Consider the following 15,170-nt stretch of genomic DNA (forward strand, 5'->3'; position numbering starts at 1 on the left):
AGCGGTCTGTTAAAGATAATATTTCTGTTTCGTTAGGTAATTGATTTTCACCAATTGCTTTTAGATACAAGGAATTATTAGCTATATTCCAACTTCTTGAAATCCCGTTATAACTGTGTGCCGAAGGACCAATTCCAATATATTTTTTTCCTAACCAATAAGCCGAATTATTCTTTGAAAAATAGTTTTCTTTACCGAAATTCGACAATTCGTAATGAATAAAACCGTTTGCTTCGAGGGTTTCGACAAGAATAGTAAAATGCTCCTGCGCTAAATCGTCATTGGGTTTTGAGATTTTTCCGGTTTGAATTAATTTACTCAAAGCCGTTTTGGGTTCCACAGTCAAAGCATAACTTGAAATGTGCGGAATGCCAAAAGATAAAGCAGTTTCTATATTTTTTTTCCACTTTTTGTTGCTCAGTCCAGGAATTCCGTAAATTAAATCAAGAGATATATTGTCGAAATACTTAGTAGCTTCTTCCAAGCAATTTTTGGCTTCCGCCGAATTATGTGCTCGATTCATCATTTGTAAATCGTCTTCAAAAAAAGACTGAATCCCAATGCTTAAACGGTTTATTCCGATTTTTGAAAGTTCGATCAAATATTCTTTCGACAAATCATCTGGATTGGCTTCAAGAGTGATTTCTGCGTTTGGAACGACTTTATAATTTTTATAAATCGTATCAATCTGCAATCTCAAATCTGCAATCTGCAATCTGCTTGGCGTTCCTCCTCCAAAATAGATTGTCTCAATAACTTCCTTTTCAAACTCGCTTTTGCGCATTTGTATTTCTTTGGCTAAAGCCAAAACCATATCGTCTTTTTTCTTCATGGAAGTCGAAAAATGAAAATCGCAATAATGACAGGCTTGCTTGCAAAAAGGGATATGAATGTAGATTCCTGACATTTTTTAGTGTTCAGATTTAAGAAGTGTTCAGTATTCAGTTTATTAGTGATCAGTTTTGCAAACTAAAGACCTGCAAACTGTACACTATTTTTTTACTCTTTTTTAACTCCAAACTTTTCAGGATTTAAAATCATATAATTAATTAACTTTCCAACCTCTTTAGACTTTTCAGTCAAATTATTAAACGTTTGTAAAGTTATGTACTTGCAAGCTAAAGCATATTCAAGCCAACCTTGTGTCTCAGAATTTTCAGCATCTGCATCAGTTAGTTTACTATGAAAATATTTAGGATATTCTCTTTTTCTGTTGGCTTCAGCTATTGTGATTGTGACACTTCTCGAACTTCTTCTTATTTGATCTGTTAGAGAATACGTTTCTTCTTTTGGAAAGATTTTGGTTATTTCAAAAACCTCCATTGCCACTTCAAACCCTTTTTTATAACCTAATAAATCTTGAAATTTCATATTATTATGTTTTACTGAACACTAAAAACTGAACACTATTTTTTACAAGCGTTACTGAACACTAAAAACCTGAACACTGAACACTATTTCTTTATTCGTTCTTCATTATTTTTCACAAACGCATCCCAACCCGTATAACTTTTTTCACCCACCACTTTTCCAGAATTGAAAAAATGACAAACCGCAGCAGCCAAACCATCAGTAGAATCAAGATTTTTTGGTAATTCTTTTAACCCAAGAAGTTGTTGAAGCATTTTTGCAACTTGTTCTTTACTGGCGTTTCCGTTTCCGGTGATCGCCATTTTTATTTTCTTGGGCTCATATTCGGTGATGGGAATATCTCTCGAAAGCCCAGCCGCCATGGCTACGCCTTGAGCACGACCTAATTTCAACATCGATTGTACATTCTTCCCAAAAAAAGGAGCTTCGATAGCAATTTCATCGGGATTGTGAGTATCTATGAGTTCGATGGTTCTTTCAAAAATAATTTTCAATTTTTGATAATGATTGTCATATTTAGATAATTGCAACTCGTTGAGTTGAACAAACTGCATATTTTTGCCTACTACTTTTATTATACCAAAACCCATGATGGTGGTTCCTGGATCGATTCCTAATATGATGCGTTCGTTTGCCAAAAGATTTTGTATGAGGTTTCAAATTTCACGTTCAAAGTTTTGTTTCTTTGTAACCATGATTTCAATTTCTCACAAAGCTAAACAATTCCTGATTGTAGTTACCAAACTTTTAATTGTTAGCGGTGCTTTTTATTTTATTTACCACCAACTTGCTAATAACGACAAATTAGATTGGGATCAATTTCACGCTTTTTTTAAAAAAAATCAATCTATTTCAGGAATAATTTTCATCTTATTCTTGAGTTTTTTGAATCGATTTTTTGAAATTTTGAAATGGCAAAATTTAGTCTCTTATCTTCATAAAATTTCTTTACCAGAAGCAACAAAGCAAGTTTTAGGTTCTTTGACTGCTGGTATTTTTACGCCAAACGGAATAGGGGAATACGCCGGAAAAGCTTTGTTTTTTGAAAAGATAAAAATTAAAAAAATTGTTTTTCTGAACCTAATCTGTAACGGAATTCAACTGATTATAACCGTTCTTTTTGGAACTATTGGGTTATGGATTTTGGGTTATAGGTTTTGGGTTTTGTTACTATTAATTGCTTTTTTTGGGTTTTGGGTTTTGGGTTTTGGCTTGAAAAAAATCAAAATTAAAGACCATTCTCTCGAAAAATTAATTCAAAAAATCAATCAAATACCGAAAAAAATTCATCGAAAAAATATGTTTTTAGGCTTTTTGCGCTATATAGTTTTCTCGCATCAATACTATTTTTTGTTGCTAGCTTTTGATGTGGATTTGCCTTATCTAACGATGATGTCTAGCATTGCCACCGTTTATTTTTTAGCTTCTTCACTGCCTAGTTTTCAATTTTTAGATTTTGCTGTAAAAGGAAGTGTGGCGGTTTATTTCTTCGGTATTTTAGGCGTCAACGAATGGATTGTAGTTTTTATAAGTACTTTGATGTGGTTGCTAAACGTGGTTTTGCCAGTGCTTTTGGGGAGTTATTATGTTCTCAATTTTAAAGTTAAGGCAACAAGATGATTGTAAGTATATATATAGTAATAGTAATTTATTTGCTTACCATGGGCTGGTTAGTATATGGTTTTTCAAAGATTAATGATTTTGAAGTTACCAACATTACACCAAAGACGAAGTTTACGATTGTGGTTCCTTTTCGGGATGAATCTAAAAATTTACCTATTCTTTTAGAAAGTTTCTCAAAGCTGAATTATCCAATTCATTTGTTTGAAGTGATTTTAATTGACGATGACACCATTGAGACTTTTAAAATACCAAATTTGAGTTTCAAGATGTCAGTAATTAAGAATAAACGGATTTCAAATTCGCCAAAAAAAGAGGCTATTACTACAGCTATTGAGTATGTAAACACTGATTGGGTTATCACTACCGATGCTGATTGTGTAGTTAATAAAAATTGGCTACTTAATTTAGACGAATATATAAATAGTCATGATGTTTCGATGATTGCAGGAGCGGTTACTTATAATTGTAAGCCAACTTTTTTACATCATTTTCAGTTATTAGATTTTACCAGTTTGCAAGCGGTTACTATTGCTAGCTTCGGATTGGGAAAGGGGTTTTTATGTAATGGAGCCAATTTTGCTTACAAAAAATCTTTTTTCCAAGCATTAGAAGGTTTCAAAGGGAATGATCAAATAGCGAGTGGAGACGATGTTTTTTTATTGCAAAAAGCAATGTCAAAATTTCCGGAAAAAGTACATTATTTGAAATCAAAAGATACTATTGTAATTACAAAACCCCTAGATAATTGGCAATCATTGTTTCAACAAAGAGTGCGTTGGGTTTCAAAAACCAGTTCCTTTCAGAGCTATTTTGGTGTTTGTTTAGGATGTGTAGTTTTTTTGACCAATATGGCTTGGATGTTAGCCATCGGGGAATTTTTATTAGGTTTTTACCCTTTTCAAGGAATGATTTTCTTTTTTGTTTTGAAATTTGTTGCAGAGATGGTTTTAATTCATAAAGCGAATCATTTTTTAAATGAAGGGAAACTATTTTATAAAGTTTTAGGAAGCCTATGGTATCCTTTTTTTACCATGGCAGTAGTGTTATATTCTTTTTCTGGGAAATATGAATGGAAAGGGCGAAAATTTTAGATTTTGAAATTTTTAAACCTTTTAGCTTTTATTATTCCACTTTTAGAATAACAGGAAGAATAAATTGGGTTTTAACGGGAATTCCTCTTTTGATAGCTGGATTTATTTTAGGAAAACCAACCAAACGCGCTTTTAAAATACTGTCAATTTTTACGGTGTCATAGGCAACTGAATCTTTAGGGAATAGAGGCTCGAAAATAATTCTTGAATTGGGAAAAACCGTAACTTTAACTTCGATCGTATCCAATTCTGGATAGAGCACCGACAGGGTGTCAACACTTAATTTATGCTGGATGAGCTGCGTCATATATTCAAAAAAACATTGTTGACGCTCAATTTTATTTTCTATAGTATCAGAACCGTAAACGGAAGGAAATTCGTCTACTTCTTTCCAATTAATGGCTTTCAATTCCTTTTGCAACAAATCCTTTTCTGAAGGCACTTGCTTTTCAAAGTACTGACAGGAACTAAAAAGAAGTAGTGATATAAATACTGTAAGAATTATTTTTTTCATATTCGCTTACCAAATACCCGTTACTTTGGGTTTTCAAAAATACAAAAAATAAATTTATGGAAGTAATGAGTTCTGTTTATTGGTTTTAGTTTAACTATTTTGCAAATTAACAAGTTTTTGTAATGATTCAGTATTAACCTTAAATCAAAAAAGCTCATCACATTAAAGTGAAAAGCTTTCCATTGGTCTAACTACTAAACCAGCCCATTTCTGGGCAAAACAACACAACAATCTTAAATGCTTTTTAGGGCAAAAAAGGCTTTCATTTCTGAAAACCTTTATCCCTCCCGAAACTTCGGGATTAGCGGTCTGGACGGGACTCGAACCCGCGACCCCCTGCGTGACAGGCAGGTATTCTAACCAACTGAACTACCAAACCATCGCTATAATGCGGTTGCAAATATACTATAGAATTTTGTATCTACAAGTGTTTCTGTAAAAAACATTTTAATAAATTTTTGGTAATTAGCCAAACTTTTGTTTTTCAACTAAATATGTGGTCAATATCTTCTCAAAATTGTCTGAAACCCCAACAGGAATGTACTTGATTTTGTTTTGCGAACAGGTTAATGCTAGTTTTTTGAAGTAAGCATTCACTCCTTTTTCATACTCTCGCTTTACATTATCGGCAAAAATAGTAACTTCTTCACCACTTTCTAAGTCTATAAATTTCCTTGGAGTGTTGTCATATTCTAAATTTAATTCGGTTTTATTATCAATCACATGAAACAAAACCACTTTGTGCTTGTTGTGTTTCAGGTGTTGTAGGGCATTAAACAGAACACCCTCATTGCCTGATTGAAACATATCCGTAAAAAGAATAATCATCGAACGGCGGTGCATTTTTTCGGCTATTTGGTGCAAGAATGTTATTGTATCGGTTCTTTTTTGAGTTTTTGGTTTCTCTAAGAGATTCTCTAGTGCATTCAACACCATTCTATGATGCCGATCACTCCCTTTTTCGGGGGCATAATATTCATAAGTATCCGAAAAAACACTAAGCCCAATGGCATCGCGTTGTTTCTTTAATAAATTCATTAAAACAGCTGATGCCAAAACAGAAAAACCAATTTTACTCTCATAAAACGGTTGATTTTCATTGAGCTTTGGGTAGTGCATAGACGACGAATTATCGATGATGATGTGGCAACGTAAATTCGTTTCTTCCTCGAATCGTTTGGTGTATAACCTGTCGGTTTTGGCAAACAATTTCCAATCAATATGTTTTGTGCTTTCGCCAACATTGTAAACTTTATGTTCGGCAAATTCAGCCGAAAAACCATGAAAAGGACTTTTGTGCATTCCCGAAATAAAACCTTCCACAATTTGGTTGGCCAACAGCTCAAGATGTTGGAAACTGGATATTTTCTCTATTTGCGATTCGATTTTCATTCTTCAAATGTATTAAAAGATTACTACAGCTACGAATTGAAAGTATGATTTTTTTGCCACGAATTTCACTAATTAGCACAAATTAATGATTTTAAAAATATAACGACACCAATTGCAGTTTCTCTTAATTGAAATTCGTGCAATTTAAAGCTAAAATTTTCGTGTTAATTCGTGACCCGAGTTCCGCTATTTTGCGGGACGAACAGACGAAGTAAATTCATGGCTAAATTTTATTTTAGAAAGAAGTAAATTGAAAACGAATTTAAATAAAAAAGGCTTGACTTTCGCCAAACCTTAATTCTATAAATCTCAATGTTTAGATTACAACAATGCGTCTAAACTATCAGCGTAAGTTTGTTTTGGAGCAACTCCAACTTGTTTGCCTACTACTTCTCCATTATGAAAAACCAATACTGTTGGTATATTTCTCACACCGTATTTTGCAGCAAATTCTTGGTTTGCATCAACATCTACTTTGCCTACAACTACGCGTCCTTCGTATTCTTCGCCAAGTTGATCAATGATTGGCCCCACCATTCTACAAGGCCCACACCATGCTGCCCAAAAATCTACCATTACTGGTTTGTCTGATTTCAAAACTACTTCCTCAAAAGTAGCATCTGTTATTGCTAATGCCATATTCTATATTGTTTAAAGTTTAGAGTTCCATTGTTTAAAATTAAAACTTGACTGCAAATTTATAAATTAAAAACCAATCAAACACTATTCTTAAATTAGTTTTGATTATGTGTGTATTGTCAATACTTATTTGGAGCTGTTCCTGCTGTACACTCTATCTTTGCTTGCCTAAAGAAGGCAAGCAAAGGATGCCGTTTCCATCAGGGCTATGGTATTTGTAGTTCTAATTCAACCTAAAATTAATCTGCATTTTCTCCAACTCGACCAGCAACTCATTCGAAATTTTAATTTTCAACTTCCTACTCGGCATAGATAAACTAGTTATCACTTTAGTTTCCGCGACCTCCGCAATAGATTCTACTATAATAAGTTCTTCCTCCTCTTCGGAAATTTCTTCAGTAAAAATAGCTGCTTCCTCAGGAATTTCATCCTGAAACAAAACCGCTTCCGTTTTTTCTTCCACTGACTCAACTTCTGGAACAACCTCAACTTGTTTTTTAATGGTTTCTAATTCTAAGACATCAAAAGTCACTTGATTATCTCCTTTATTGGCTTGAAAAATAGCATTCAGTCTCGAAATAAATTCTGAATTCAAATCTTTTATATCCAATAAAATACTTATTTTTTTTGCAAAAGTTTCTAATACATCTTGCAACATTTTAAATTCAGAAAACTGTAATCTTGGCTCCCCTCTTTTACCCGTATCTCTGTCTATCCAACCTTCTTTTACCAATACTTTAATATATGTAAAACTATTTGGAATAAGATAATGGCGGTTTTTCATGTACTCTTCTCCAAAAATCTTAAATTCATAACTTTCATCATAACCCTCCAAATTAAATATCGCCCAGCCTTTTCCGTTTTTGGCCACTCTATGCTGAACATTGCTAATAGTTCCGCCAAAAGTCAAGTTTTTATTAATGTTTTGATTCAAATCTTTTAGGGTTTCCAATTTAGAGTTACAAAAATATTTCATCTCGAATTTAAAATCGTCCAGCGGATGTCCCGAAATATAAATCCCAACCACTTCTTTCTCTTTCGCCAATTTTTCCATTGCACTCCAATCCTCGCAAGGGGGAACTATAGGTTCTGCAATTTGCACGTCGCTGCTTTCGCCAAACAAACTCACCTGCGACGAATTTTCGTTTTCCTGAAACTTCGCTCCATAGCGAATGGCTTTTTCATAAAAGGTAATTCCGTCGCCATCATCATGAAAATATTGCGCTCTAGTAACGCCCTGAAACGAATCAAAACCACCAGCCAAAGCAAGGTTTTCTAATGCTTTTTTATTAGCTGCACGCAAATCGATACGCTTCGTTAAATCAAAAATCGATTTGTATTTTCCAAGCTTTCTACTTTCGACAATGGTTGCCACAGCTCCAGAACCAACTCCTTTTACAGCGCCCATCCCAAAACGAACCGCATAATCATCGTTGACCGTAAATTTATAAAACGACTCATTTACATCAGGCCCCAAAACCTGCAATCCCATCCGCTTGCATTCTTCCATAAAAAACGAAACTTGCTTGATATCACTCATGTTATTTGATAAAACCGCCGCCATATACTCGGCTGGATAATTCGCTTTCAAATAAGCAGTTTGGTACGCAATCCAAGCATAACAAGTAGAATGCGATTTGTTAAAGGCATATTCCGCAAACGCTTCCCAATCTTTCCATATTTTCTCTAATTTATCTTCAGCATGCCCTCTAGCGACTGCCTGACTGATAAATTTAGGCTTCATTTTATCCAAAACATCTTTCTGCTTTTTCCCCATTGCTTTACGCAAAACATCAGCATCGCCTTTGGAGAAATCGGCTAATTTTTGAGATAAAAGCATTACTTGTTCTTGGTAAACCGTAATTCCGTAGGTGTCTTTTAGTAATTCTTCACAAGCATCAAGATCATAAATAATATCCTCTTCCCCATTTTTTCTTCTAACAAAACTAGGGATATAAGCAATTGGCCCTGGGCGATATAAGGCATTCATGGCAATCAAATCCGGAAAAACCGTTGGCTTTAATTCCTTCATGTATTTTTGCATTCCGGCACTTTCATACTGGAAAATACCAACTGTTTCGCCACGCTGAAAAAGCTCGTATGTCTTTAAATCATCAATTGGAAATTCGTCTGGATTCAGGTCAATGTTATTTCTATATTTTACTAATTTAACGGTATCTTTAATCAAAGTCAGGGTCTTCAAACCCAAGAAATCCATTTTTAATAGACCTGCGCTTTCCACAACGGAGTTGTCAAACTGAGTCACATACAAATCCGAATCTTTGGCCGTAGCCACCGGAACGAAATCCGTAATATCACTTGGCGTAATAATTACACCACAAGCGTGAATCCCAGTATTTCTAAGGTTTCCTTCTAGAACTTTTGCCTGTTGAATGGTCTCGCCACTAAGGTCATCTTCCTTGGAAATCCCAATAAGTTCTTTTATTTTTTCAAAATCTTCAGGACGTAGAATCTTCTTTATATCACTTTCTGCATCTTTCAAAAATCGGAACAAACTCCATTTAGACGGAATTAAATTTGGAAGTAATTTGGCTATTTTATCCGCTTCAAAAAGGGGTAAATCCAGCACTCTTGCCGTATCTCGAATTGCCGATTTTGCAGCCATTGTTCCATACGTGATAATCTGCGCCACTTGTTTTGAACCGTATTTTTTGATTACATAATCCATCACTTTACTTCTTCCTTCATCATCAAAATCGATGTCGATATCGGGAAGTGAAACCCGGTCTGGATTCAAAAATCTTTCGAAAAGTAAATTATATAAAAGAGGATCAATATTGGTAATTTTCAAACAATACGCCACCACGGATCCCGCGGCAGATCCCCGGCCGGGACCAACAGAAACTTCCATTTTTCGTGCTGCAGCGATAAAATCCTGAACAATTAAGAAATACCCGGGATAACCTGAGTTTTCGATGGTCATCAACTCAAAATCCAATCGCTCCTGAATTTCGGGGGTGATTTCCTTATATCTTCGCTTGGCTCCCTCAAAAGCAAGGTGTCGCAAATAGGCGTTTTCACCTCGAACTCCACCGTCAATGGCGTCTTGCGGAACATTAAATTCGACTGGAATTTCAAACTTTGGTAGCAAAACTTCGCGAGCCAAATCATAAATTTCGATTTTAGCTATGATTTCAGAAATATTCGAAATCGCTTCTGGCAAATCGCTGAAGTTTTTTTTCATTTCCTCGCCCGACTTGAAATAATATTCTTGGTTAGGCAAGCCGTATCGACAACCACGACCTCGCCCTATTGGCGTAGATTGCTTTTCGCCTTCTTTTACACACAATAAAATATCATGCGCATTGGCATTTTCTTTATCAATATAAAAGGTATTATTTGTAGCTATTAATTTGACATCGTTTTTTCTTGCCAAGGAAATTAAACCTTCATTTACCCTATTTTCGTCTTCCTGATTATGGCGCATTACTTCAATATAGAAATCTTCGCCAAATTCTTGTTTCCACCAAAGCAGGGCTTCTTCGGCTTGGTTTTCACCCAAATTCAGGATTTTATTTGGGATTTCCCCATAGAGATTCCCTGACAAAACGATAATATCTTCTTTGTACTTTTGAATTATTTTTCTATCAATTCTAGGCACATAATAAAAGCCTTCGGTATATCCAATCGAAGACATTTTAGCCAAATTAAGATAGCCTTTTTTGGTCTTTGCCAAAAGCACAATTTGGTACCCATTGTCTTTTACCGACTTATTTTTATGGTCTTCGCAAACAAAAAATTCACAACCTACGATGGGTTTAATCGAAACTTCGGTCGGTTCTTCCCCTTTTGCAATCGCATCCTTATTTTTGGCCTCAGCCGCTTTATTATGGTATAAAATATCACGAACAAAGTGAAAAGCACCCATTAAATTAGCATGATCCGTAATTGCTACAGCGGGCATTTTTTGTTGCGAAGCGGCTTTAACAAGGGCGGCAACGCTAATGGTAGATTGCAATACCGAAAACTGGGTATGATTATGCAAATACACAAAATCAGAATCGATTAAAATTTGTTTGTTATCGGAAAGCTCCTGTTTCGAAATGGGTGCCGCTTGCTGACCGCCCAATTGCTGCCGAATTTTATCGGAGGCTTCCTTTAAATTAATGTGCTGTAAACCAATAAGCTGAATTTCTCTTGGATTTTTTAATTGGAAATCCTCGAAATATTCCTGCTCCACTTCGAGCTCCGTTTTGGTAAAAACTTCGGTACGAATTAATTCGAAAAAACAACGCGTGGTTGCCTCGACATCAGCAGTTGCGTTGTGCGCTTCTGCAAAAGGTTTGTTGAAAAGATATTGATGTAATTCGGTTAATGTAGGCAGTTTGAATTTTCCGCCACGACCTCCAGGCAGTTTCAATAATGAGGCGGTAACTTCGGTACAAGTATCCAAAATTGGCATCGAGCTCATTGGACTTTCGATACCCAATCTATAAAATTCGCAACCCATAATATTGACGTCAAAACCTAGATTTTGACCCACAATAAATTTAGTTTTCGATAAAGCAATATTGAATTTCTCCAAAACTTCGGACAAAGGAATTCCTTCGGCATCGGCCAATTCAGTCGAAATACCGTGAATTCTTTCGGCATCATACGGAATATTAAATCCTTCCGGTTTTACCAAAAAATCCTGATGTTCGATGAGTTTTCCCATGTCATCGTGCAGCTGCCATGCAATTTGAATACATCTTGGCCAGTTGTCGGTATCGGAAATGGGTGCGCCCCAACGCTTTGGTAATCCTGTGGTTTCGGTATCGAATATTAAGTACATAGAAATTTTAGATTTTAGATTGCAGATTTCAGCTTTAACAGGAAGACAAACCTAAAAACTAAATCTGTTTTTATTCATTTCCAAAAATACATTTTATGGGTTTGAATTTCAATTATAGTTATTAACAATAAATAACTTCGGTCGTAACAATTTTATTATTTATACAAATTATAAATAAAGAAAATATATGTTAAATATTTTGACAAATCGTTTTTTTTTTTTGATTTGTAATGCTTTATGCTGTAAAAAATTATTACTTTTAAAAATCTTTAAAAACAAAAAATTATGAAAAAATTAATCGTGTTATCAGTCGTAGGAATGTTTACACTAAGTTCTTTTGGTGTAAAAAATTATAATGTAAAAAAATTAAATGTCGAATTACAAACTTGGTATTATAGCTGTGGAGATGGGCGAACTGGGACTTTTTTGATGGAAAGAGGCTCGCAACATAGTGCAGCACTGGAAATTGCCTATTCAATTTGTGATTAAAAAATAATCAATAAAGCAGCATAAAGCATTTTTTAAATAATAAAGTAAGATGAAAAAAATTATATTACTGTTCATATTTGTTACAACAACACACTCATTCGCTCAATTACAAAAAGGCATTATTTATTATGGAGAAATAAATGCATTGCAAAGTGGGGATGCAAAAGGGACAGACAGTAATGCCTATATGGTGTTTAATAAAAATCAGTCATATTATGTTACAGCAAAAGATAGTCTAGAGAAGGCAGAAAAGATGAATGAAGAAAAAACATATTTAAATGATGACAAAGGTGGATCAATATACCTCGGGACGAAAGTCAGTAAGCAAGGCGATCAGGTGGTTTATAATATTGCAAAAAAAACTATGTGGTCTAATTTATTCTTAGGAAAACAGTTTTATATCAAAGAAATTACTCCAAAAATGAATTGGAAAATTGAAAAAGAAACTAAAAAAATAGGCTCTTTTATTTGCAAAAAAGCAACGAGTTTTTTTAGAGGTAGAAATTACATAGCCTGGTTCACAACTGAAATAGCCTTGCCATTTGGTCCTTGGAAATTAAACGGACTGCCCGGAATAATTCTCGAAGCTTATGATACTAATAAGCATATATATTGGTATTTTAAAAGCATCGAATATCCCACAAAAATCAAAGAAAATGTTAAATACATAAGTACACCAAAAGGAATTGCATTTAAGAGCTTTGATGAATTCAAACTTTTTCAGCAGGAACAAATAGACGTAACTATAGACAAACAAAGAATAGCGCAAAAAAGATTTCCAAACGTAATATTTATAGATCCAAAAATATCTGAACAGTTTATTGAATTTTAATAAATGCAAAACAAGTTTTTAGTTTTATTACTTTTCCCAATTTTAATGCTTTCTCAGGAGATAAAAATTTCGGGAACAATAAAAGACAATCAAAACAGAGGCATCGAAAATGCTTCTGTTTTGGTTTATGACAATCTAGAGAATACACTTGCATACACGTATAGCGATGATAAAGGGAGTTATAATTTAGTTTTTGAAAAACTAATTAACACTCAAATTAAAGTATCTGTTGCAAGTTTAGGATATGCTAAAAAAGAAATAACAATTGATTTAACTTCAAAATCAAATCTTTATCAATCTTTTATTTTAGAAGAAAAAACAGAATACCTTAAAGAAGTAGTAATTGAAGCCAATCAAAAAATTAGAATTAGCAGAGATACAACCACTATAAAAGTGGCATCATTTAGTAATAAAACCGAGCAAACCGTAGAGGATATTCTGAAAAAACTTCCAGGAATAGAAGTGCAAAAAGACGGTTCTATAAAAGCTCACGGCAAAACAATTGATAAATTGTTAATTGAAGGGGAAGATTTATTTGACAAAAATTATAAGCTATTGACTAAAAATCTCGACGCTAAAACCCTCGACGCCGTACAAATCATTGATGCTTTTGAAGACAACCCTATTCTAAAAAAAATGAATAATTCAGATAAAGTTGCATTGAATTTAAAACTAAAAAAAGACAAACAAAACATCTGGTTTGGGAATATATTGGCTGGAGCTGGAATAATTTCAGGAAATCGCTGGAAAGAAGGAATTAATCTAGGATTGCTTAAAAAGAAAATTAAGCTGTTTTATTTAGCTGATTATAACAATTCTGGCGAAAAAGCAACCGACCAAGTAAGTAAATCTATCAATGAAAACAACCTTTTTGGTGAAAACCGATATGAGAAAACGGCTAAAACATTGTTTACCATCAATAGCAACGAAAACAGTTCGTTTAGCAAATCTCAAAGCGTATTTAACAAAGCATTTTTTAATTCATTAAGCTTTTCGAAAAAAATAAGCAATTCGATGAGCTTGCGTGGTGTAGGATATTTTGCGAATGACAACCAATTGCAAAACTCATTCTCACAAACACAGTACAATATAGAAAACACCCCTATAACTTATACAGAAAACAATAATTATTCTAGTAAAAAAACGCTTTCGTCAGGAGAATTAGAGCTAAAATATTTTGTGAATGATGACAATTACTTAACCAATATTTTTATTTACAAAAACAATCCAAGTACTATATATTCAGAATTGCTATTTAATCAAGATGATATAAATCAAGCTTCTAAAGACAAAAATCAAACTTTTTACAACCACTTCAATCACACCTATCGACTTTCCGACAACAAAGTTTTACATAATTATTTCTATTTTGGAAAAGACAACATTAATCAAAATAACAAAATAGAATCTCCTTTTTTAAACAGTTTTTTAAACCTAAATCCTGAATCGATAGTTGTTGAAAATGCAGATAATTCTAATAGTTACTTTGGATTAAAAAGCAAAATGATATCAAGGTTCAAAAAACTAGAATATACGCTAGGATTACAATTTGAAAACAGCAAAGAAATTATTAATAATACTTTTTTTGAAAATGAAATTCACAATACAATTTATGAAAACAATACTGTCTTAAAACAAAATCAATTTTCTTTGGAAAATAATTTCCGATACAATCTTACCCAAAAATTAGATGCAACAGCAAGTTTAAATACAATCCAAAATCAATTTTCATTGAATGGTAACACCAATAGCATTCTAATTTTAAATCCTTTATTTTCAATTAATTTAAAGAAAACTGAAATAGGAAACTTTACACTTTCCTATTCTGAAAACAACAAACCTCCCGAAATTAATTATCTGAACGAAAATTTTCTATTATCCAATTATAAAACATTTGAAAAAGGGACAAAATACGAAGGTGTTTTCAAAAACAAAACGTTATTTTTCTCTCACAACTTATATAATGATGTAAAAAGATTTTCAATAGGAACATCCTTATTTTATACAAATTCAAAAAATGTTTATAACAAAGAAAGTCTAATTACAAATAATTTATCGTTTGAAAAATATATATTTTCAAAAGGAAGCACCAATTTTAATGGAAGTTTTAATATTGTAAATTATTTTAGAAAATTGAAAATGGCAACGAAACTGGAGACAATACAGAATTGGAATGAAACTCCAACAAGGGTAAATAGTGTTGCTTTTGTTGACATAAAAACCTATTCAAGTTGCTATAAATTTTCGGCAACAACCTATTTTAATCTTCCCATAAATTTTGATTTTGGATTCAATTACAATTTCTATAAGACCAATTTTAATTCAATTCTAACAAAAAACATAACCAAAGATGCTTTCATAAACTGCAATTATAAAATATCGAAAACTTGTTTAGGGGAAATAAAAAGCACTTTTTATCAAATG

General features: G+C 33.3%; 12 protein-coding genes and 1 tRNA gene. 5 read left to right on the forward strand and 8 right to left on the reverse strand.

Going from position 1 to position 15,170, the window contains the following annotated elements:
• From hemW to ruvC, 3 genes are all read right to left on the reverse strand, one after another.
• The coding region (hemW, locus tag ACKVOD_RS06685; RefSeq protein ID WP_409208695.1) for a radical SAM family heme chaperone HemW at nt 1-907 on the reverse strand (907 nt) is incomplete at its 3' end.
• Between the two features lie 92 nt (nt 908-999).
• Complete coding sequence (locus ACKVOD_RS06690; protein WP_409208696.1) at nt 1,000-1,371, reverse strand: four helix bundle protein; 372 nt, start codon at nt 1,369-1,371, stop codon at nt 1,000-1,002.
• An 83-nt stretch (nt 1,372-1,454) separates the two neighbouring features.
• Entirely contained in the window at nt 1,455-2,009 is a 555-nt protein-coding gene (ruvC, locus tag ACKVOD_RS06695; RefSeq protein WP_409208697.1) for a crossover junction endodeoxyribonuclease RuvC, read from the reverse strand.
• Between the two features lie 55 nt (nt 2,010-2,064).
• Between ruvC and ACKVOD_RS06700 the strand changes: the two genes are divergently transcribed.
• Entirely contained in the window at nt 2,065-2,991 is a 927-nt protein-coding gene (locus ACKVOD_RS06700) for a hypothetical protein (RefSeq protein WP_409208706.1), read from the forward strand.
• Nucleotides 2,988-4,085, forward strand: coding sequence for a glycosyltransferase (locus ACKVOD_RS06705; RefSeq protein ID WP_409208698.1), 1,098 nt, complete (start codon nt 2,988-2,990; stop codon nt 4,083-4,085). Before ACKVOD_RS06700 ends, ACKVOD_RS06705 begins: the two co-directional genes overlap by 4 nt.
• A gap of 31 nt (nt 4,086-4,116) precedes the next feature.
• On the opposite strand, the gene ACKVOD_RS06710 is transcribed toward ACKVOD_RS06705, so the two are convergent.
• From ACKVOD_RS06710 to dnaE, 5 genes are all read right to left on the reverse strand, one after another.
• The gene (locus ACKVOD_RS06710; RefSeq protein WP_409208699.1) at nt 4,117-4,599 is read right to left on the reverse strand and encodes a hypothetical protein; all 483 of its coding nucleotides are present in this window, start codon (nt 4,597-4,599) and stop codon (nt 4,117-4,119) included.
• A 305-nt stretch (nt 4,600-4,904) separates the two neighbouring features.
• Nucleotides 4,905-4,978, reverse strand: a tRNA-Asp gene (locus ACKVOD_RS06715).
• 86 nt (nt 4,979-5,064) lie between these two features.
• Entirely contained in the window at nt 5,065-5,991 is a 927-nt protein-coding gene (locus ACKVOD_RS06720; RefSeq protein ID WP_409208700.1) for a DUF58 domain-containing protein, read from the reverse strand.
• Between the two features lie 321 nt (nt 5,992-6,312).
• Nucleotides 6,313-6,630: a thioredoxin gene (gene trxA, locus ACKVOD_RS06725; protein ID WP_409208701.1), complete on the reverse strand. Its 318-nt coding sequence runs from the start codon at nt 6,628-6,630 to the stop codon at nt 6,313-6,315.
• A gap of 223 nt (nt 6,631-6,853) precedes the next feature.
• Nucleotides 6,854-11,425 carry a DNA polymerase III subunit alpha gene (gene dnaE, locus ACKVOD_RS06730; protein WP_409208702.1) on the reverse strand — a complete coding sequence of 1,524 codons (4,572 nt, stop codon included), beginning with the start codon at nt 11,423-11,425 and terminating at the stop codon, nt 6,854-6,856.
• A 285-nt stretch (nt 11,426-11,710) separates the two neighbouring features.
• On the opposite strand from dnaE, the gene ACKVOD_RS06735 reads away from it, so the two are divergent.
• The 3 genes from ACKVOD_RS06735 to ACKVOD_RS06745 all read left to right on the forward strand — a co-directional run.
• Nucleotides 11,711-11,914, forward strand: coding sequence for a hypothetical protein (locus ACKVOD_RS06735; protein ID WP_409208703.1), 204 nt, complete (start codon nt 11,711-11,713; stop codon nt 11,912-11,914).
• 49 nt (nt 11,915-11,963) lie between these two features.
• Entirely contained in the window at nt 11,964-12,746 is a 783-nt protein-coding gene (locus ACKVOD_RS06740) for a GLPGLI family protein (protein WP_409208704.1), read from the forward strand.
• Nucleotides 12,747-12,749: 3 nt separating this feature from the next.
• On the forward strand, nt 12,750-15,170 hold a 2,421-nt coding region (locus ACKVOD_RS06745), incomplete at its 3' end, for a carboxypeptidase-like regulatory domain-containing protein (RefSeq protein WP_409208705.1).

The sequence above is a fragment of the Flavobacterium sp. genome, assembly GCF_046155325.1.
In the GTDB taxonomy this organism is placed as follows: Bacteria; Bacteroidota; Bacteroidia; order Flavobacteriales; family Flavobacteriaceae; genus Flavobacterium.

Coding starts and splice junctions, on each gene's coding strand:
- ACKVOD_RS06705 (WP_409208698.1), top strand. CDS start 2,988: ATGATTGTAAGTATATATATAGTAATAGTAATTTATTTGCTTACCATG.
- dnaE (WP_409208702.1), bottom strand. CDS start 11,425: ATGTACTTAATATTCGATACCGAAACCACAGGATTACCAAAGCGTTGG.
- ACKVOD_RS06720 (WP_409208700.1), bottom strand. CDS start 5,991: ATGAAAATCGAATCGCAAATAGAGAAAATATCCAGTTTCCAACATCTT.
- trxA (WP_409208701.1), bottom strand. CDS start 6,630: ATGGCATTAGCAATAACAGATGCTACTTTTGAGGAAGTAGTTTTGAAA.
- ACKVOD_RS06735 (WP_409208703.1), top strand. CDS start 11,711: ATGAAAAAATTAATCGTGTTATCAGTCGTAGGAATGTTTACACTAAGT.
- ACKVOD_RS06700 (WP_409208706.1), top strand. CDS start 2,065: ATGATTTCAATTTCTCACAAAGCTAAACAATTCCTGATTGTAGTTACC.
- ACKVOD_RS06740 (WP_409208704.1), top strand. CDS start 11,964: ATGAAAAAAATTATATTACTGTTCATATTTGTTACAACAACACACTCA.
- ACKVOD_RS06690 (WP_409208696.1), bottom strand. CDS start 1,371: ATGAAATTTCAAGATTTATTAGGTTATAAAAAAGGGTTTGAAGTGGCA.
- ACKVOD_RS06710 (WP_409208699.1), bottom strand. CDS start 4,599: ATGAAAAAAATAATTCTTACAGTATTTATATCACTACTTCTTTTTAGT.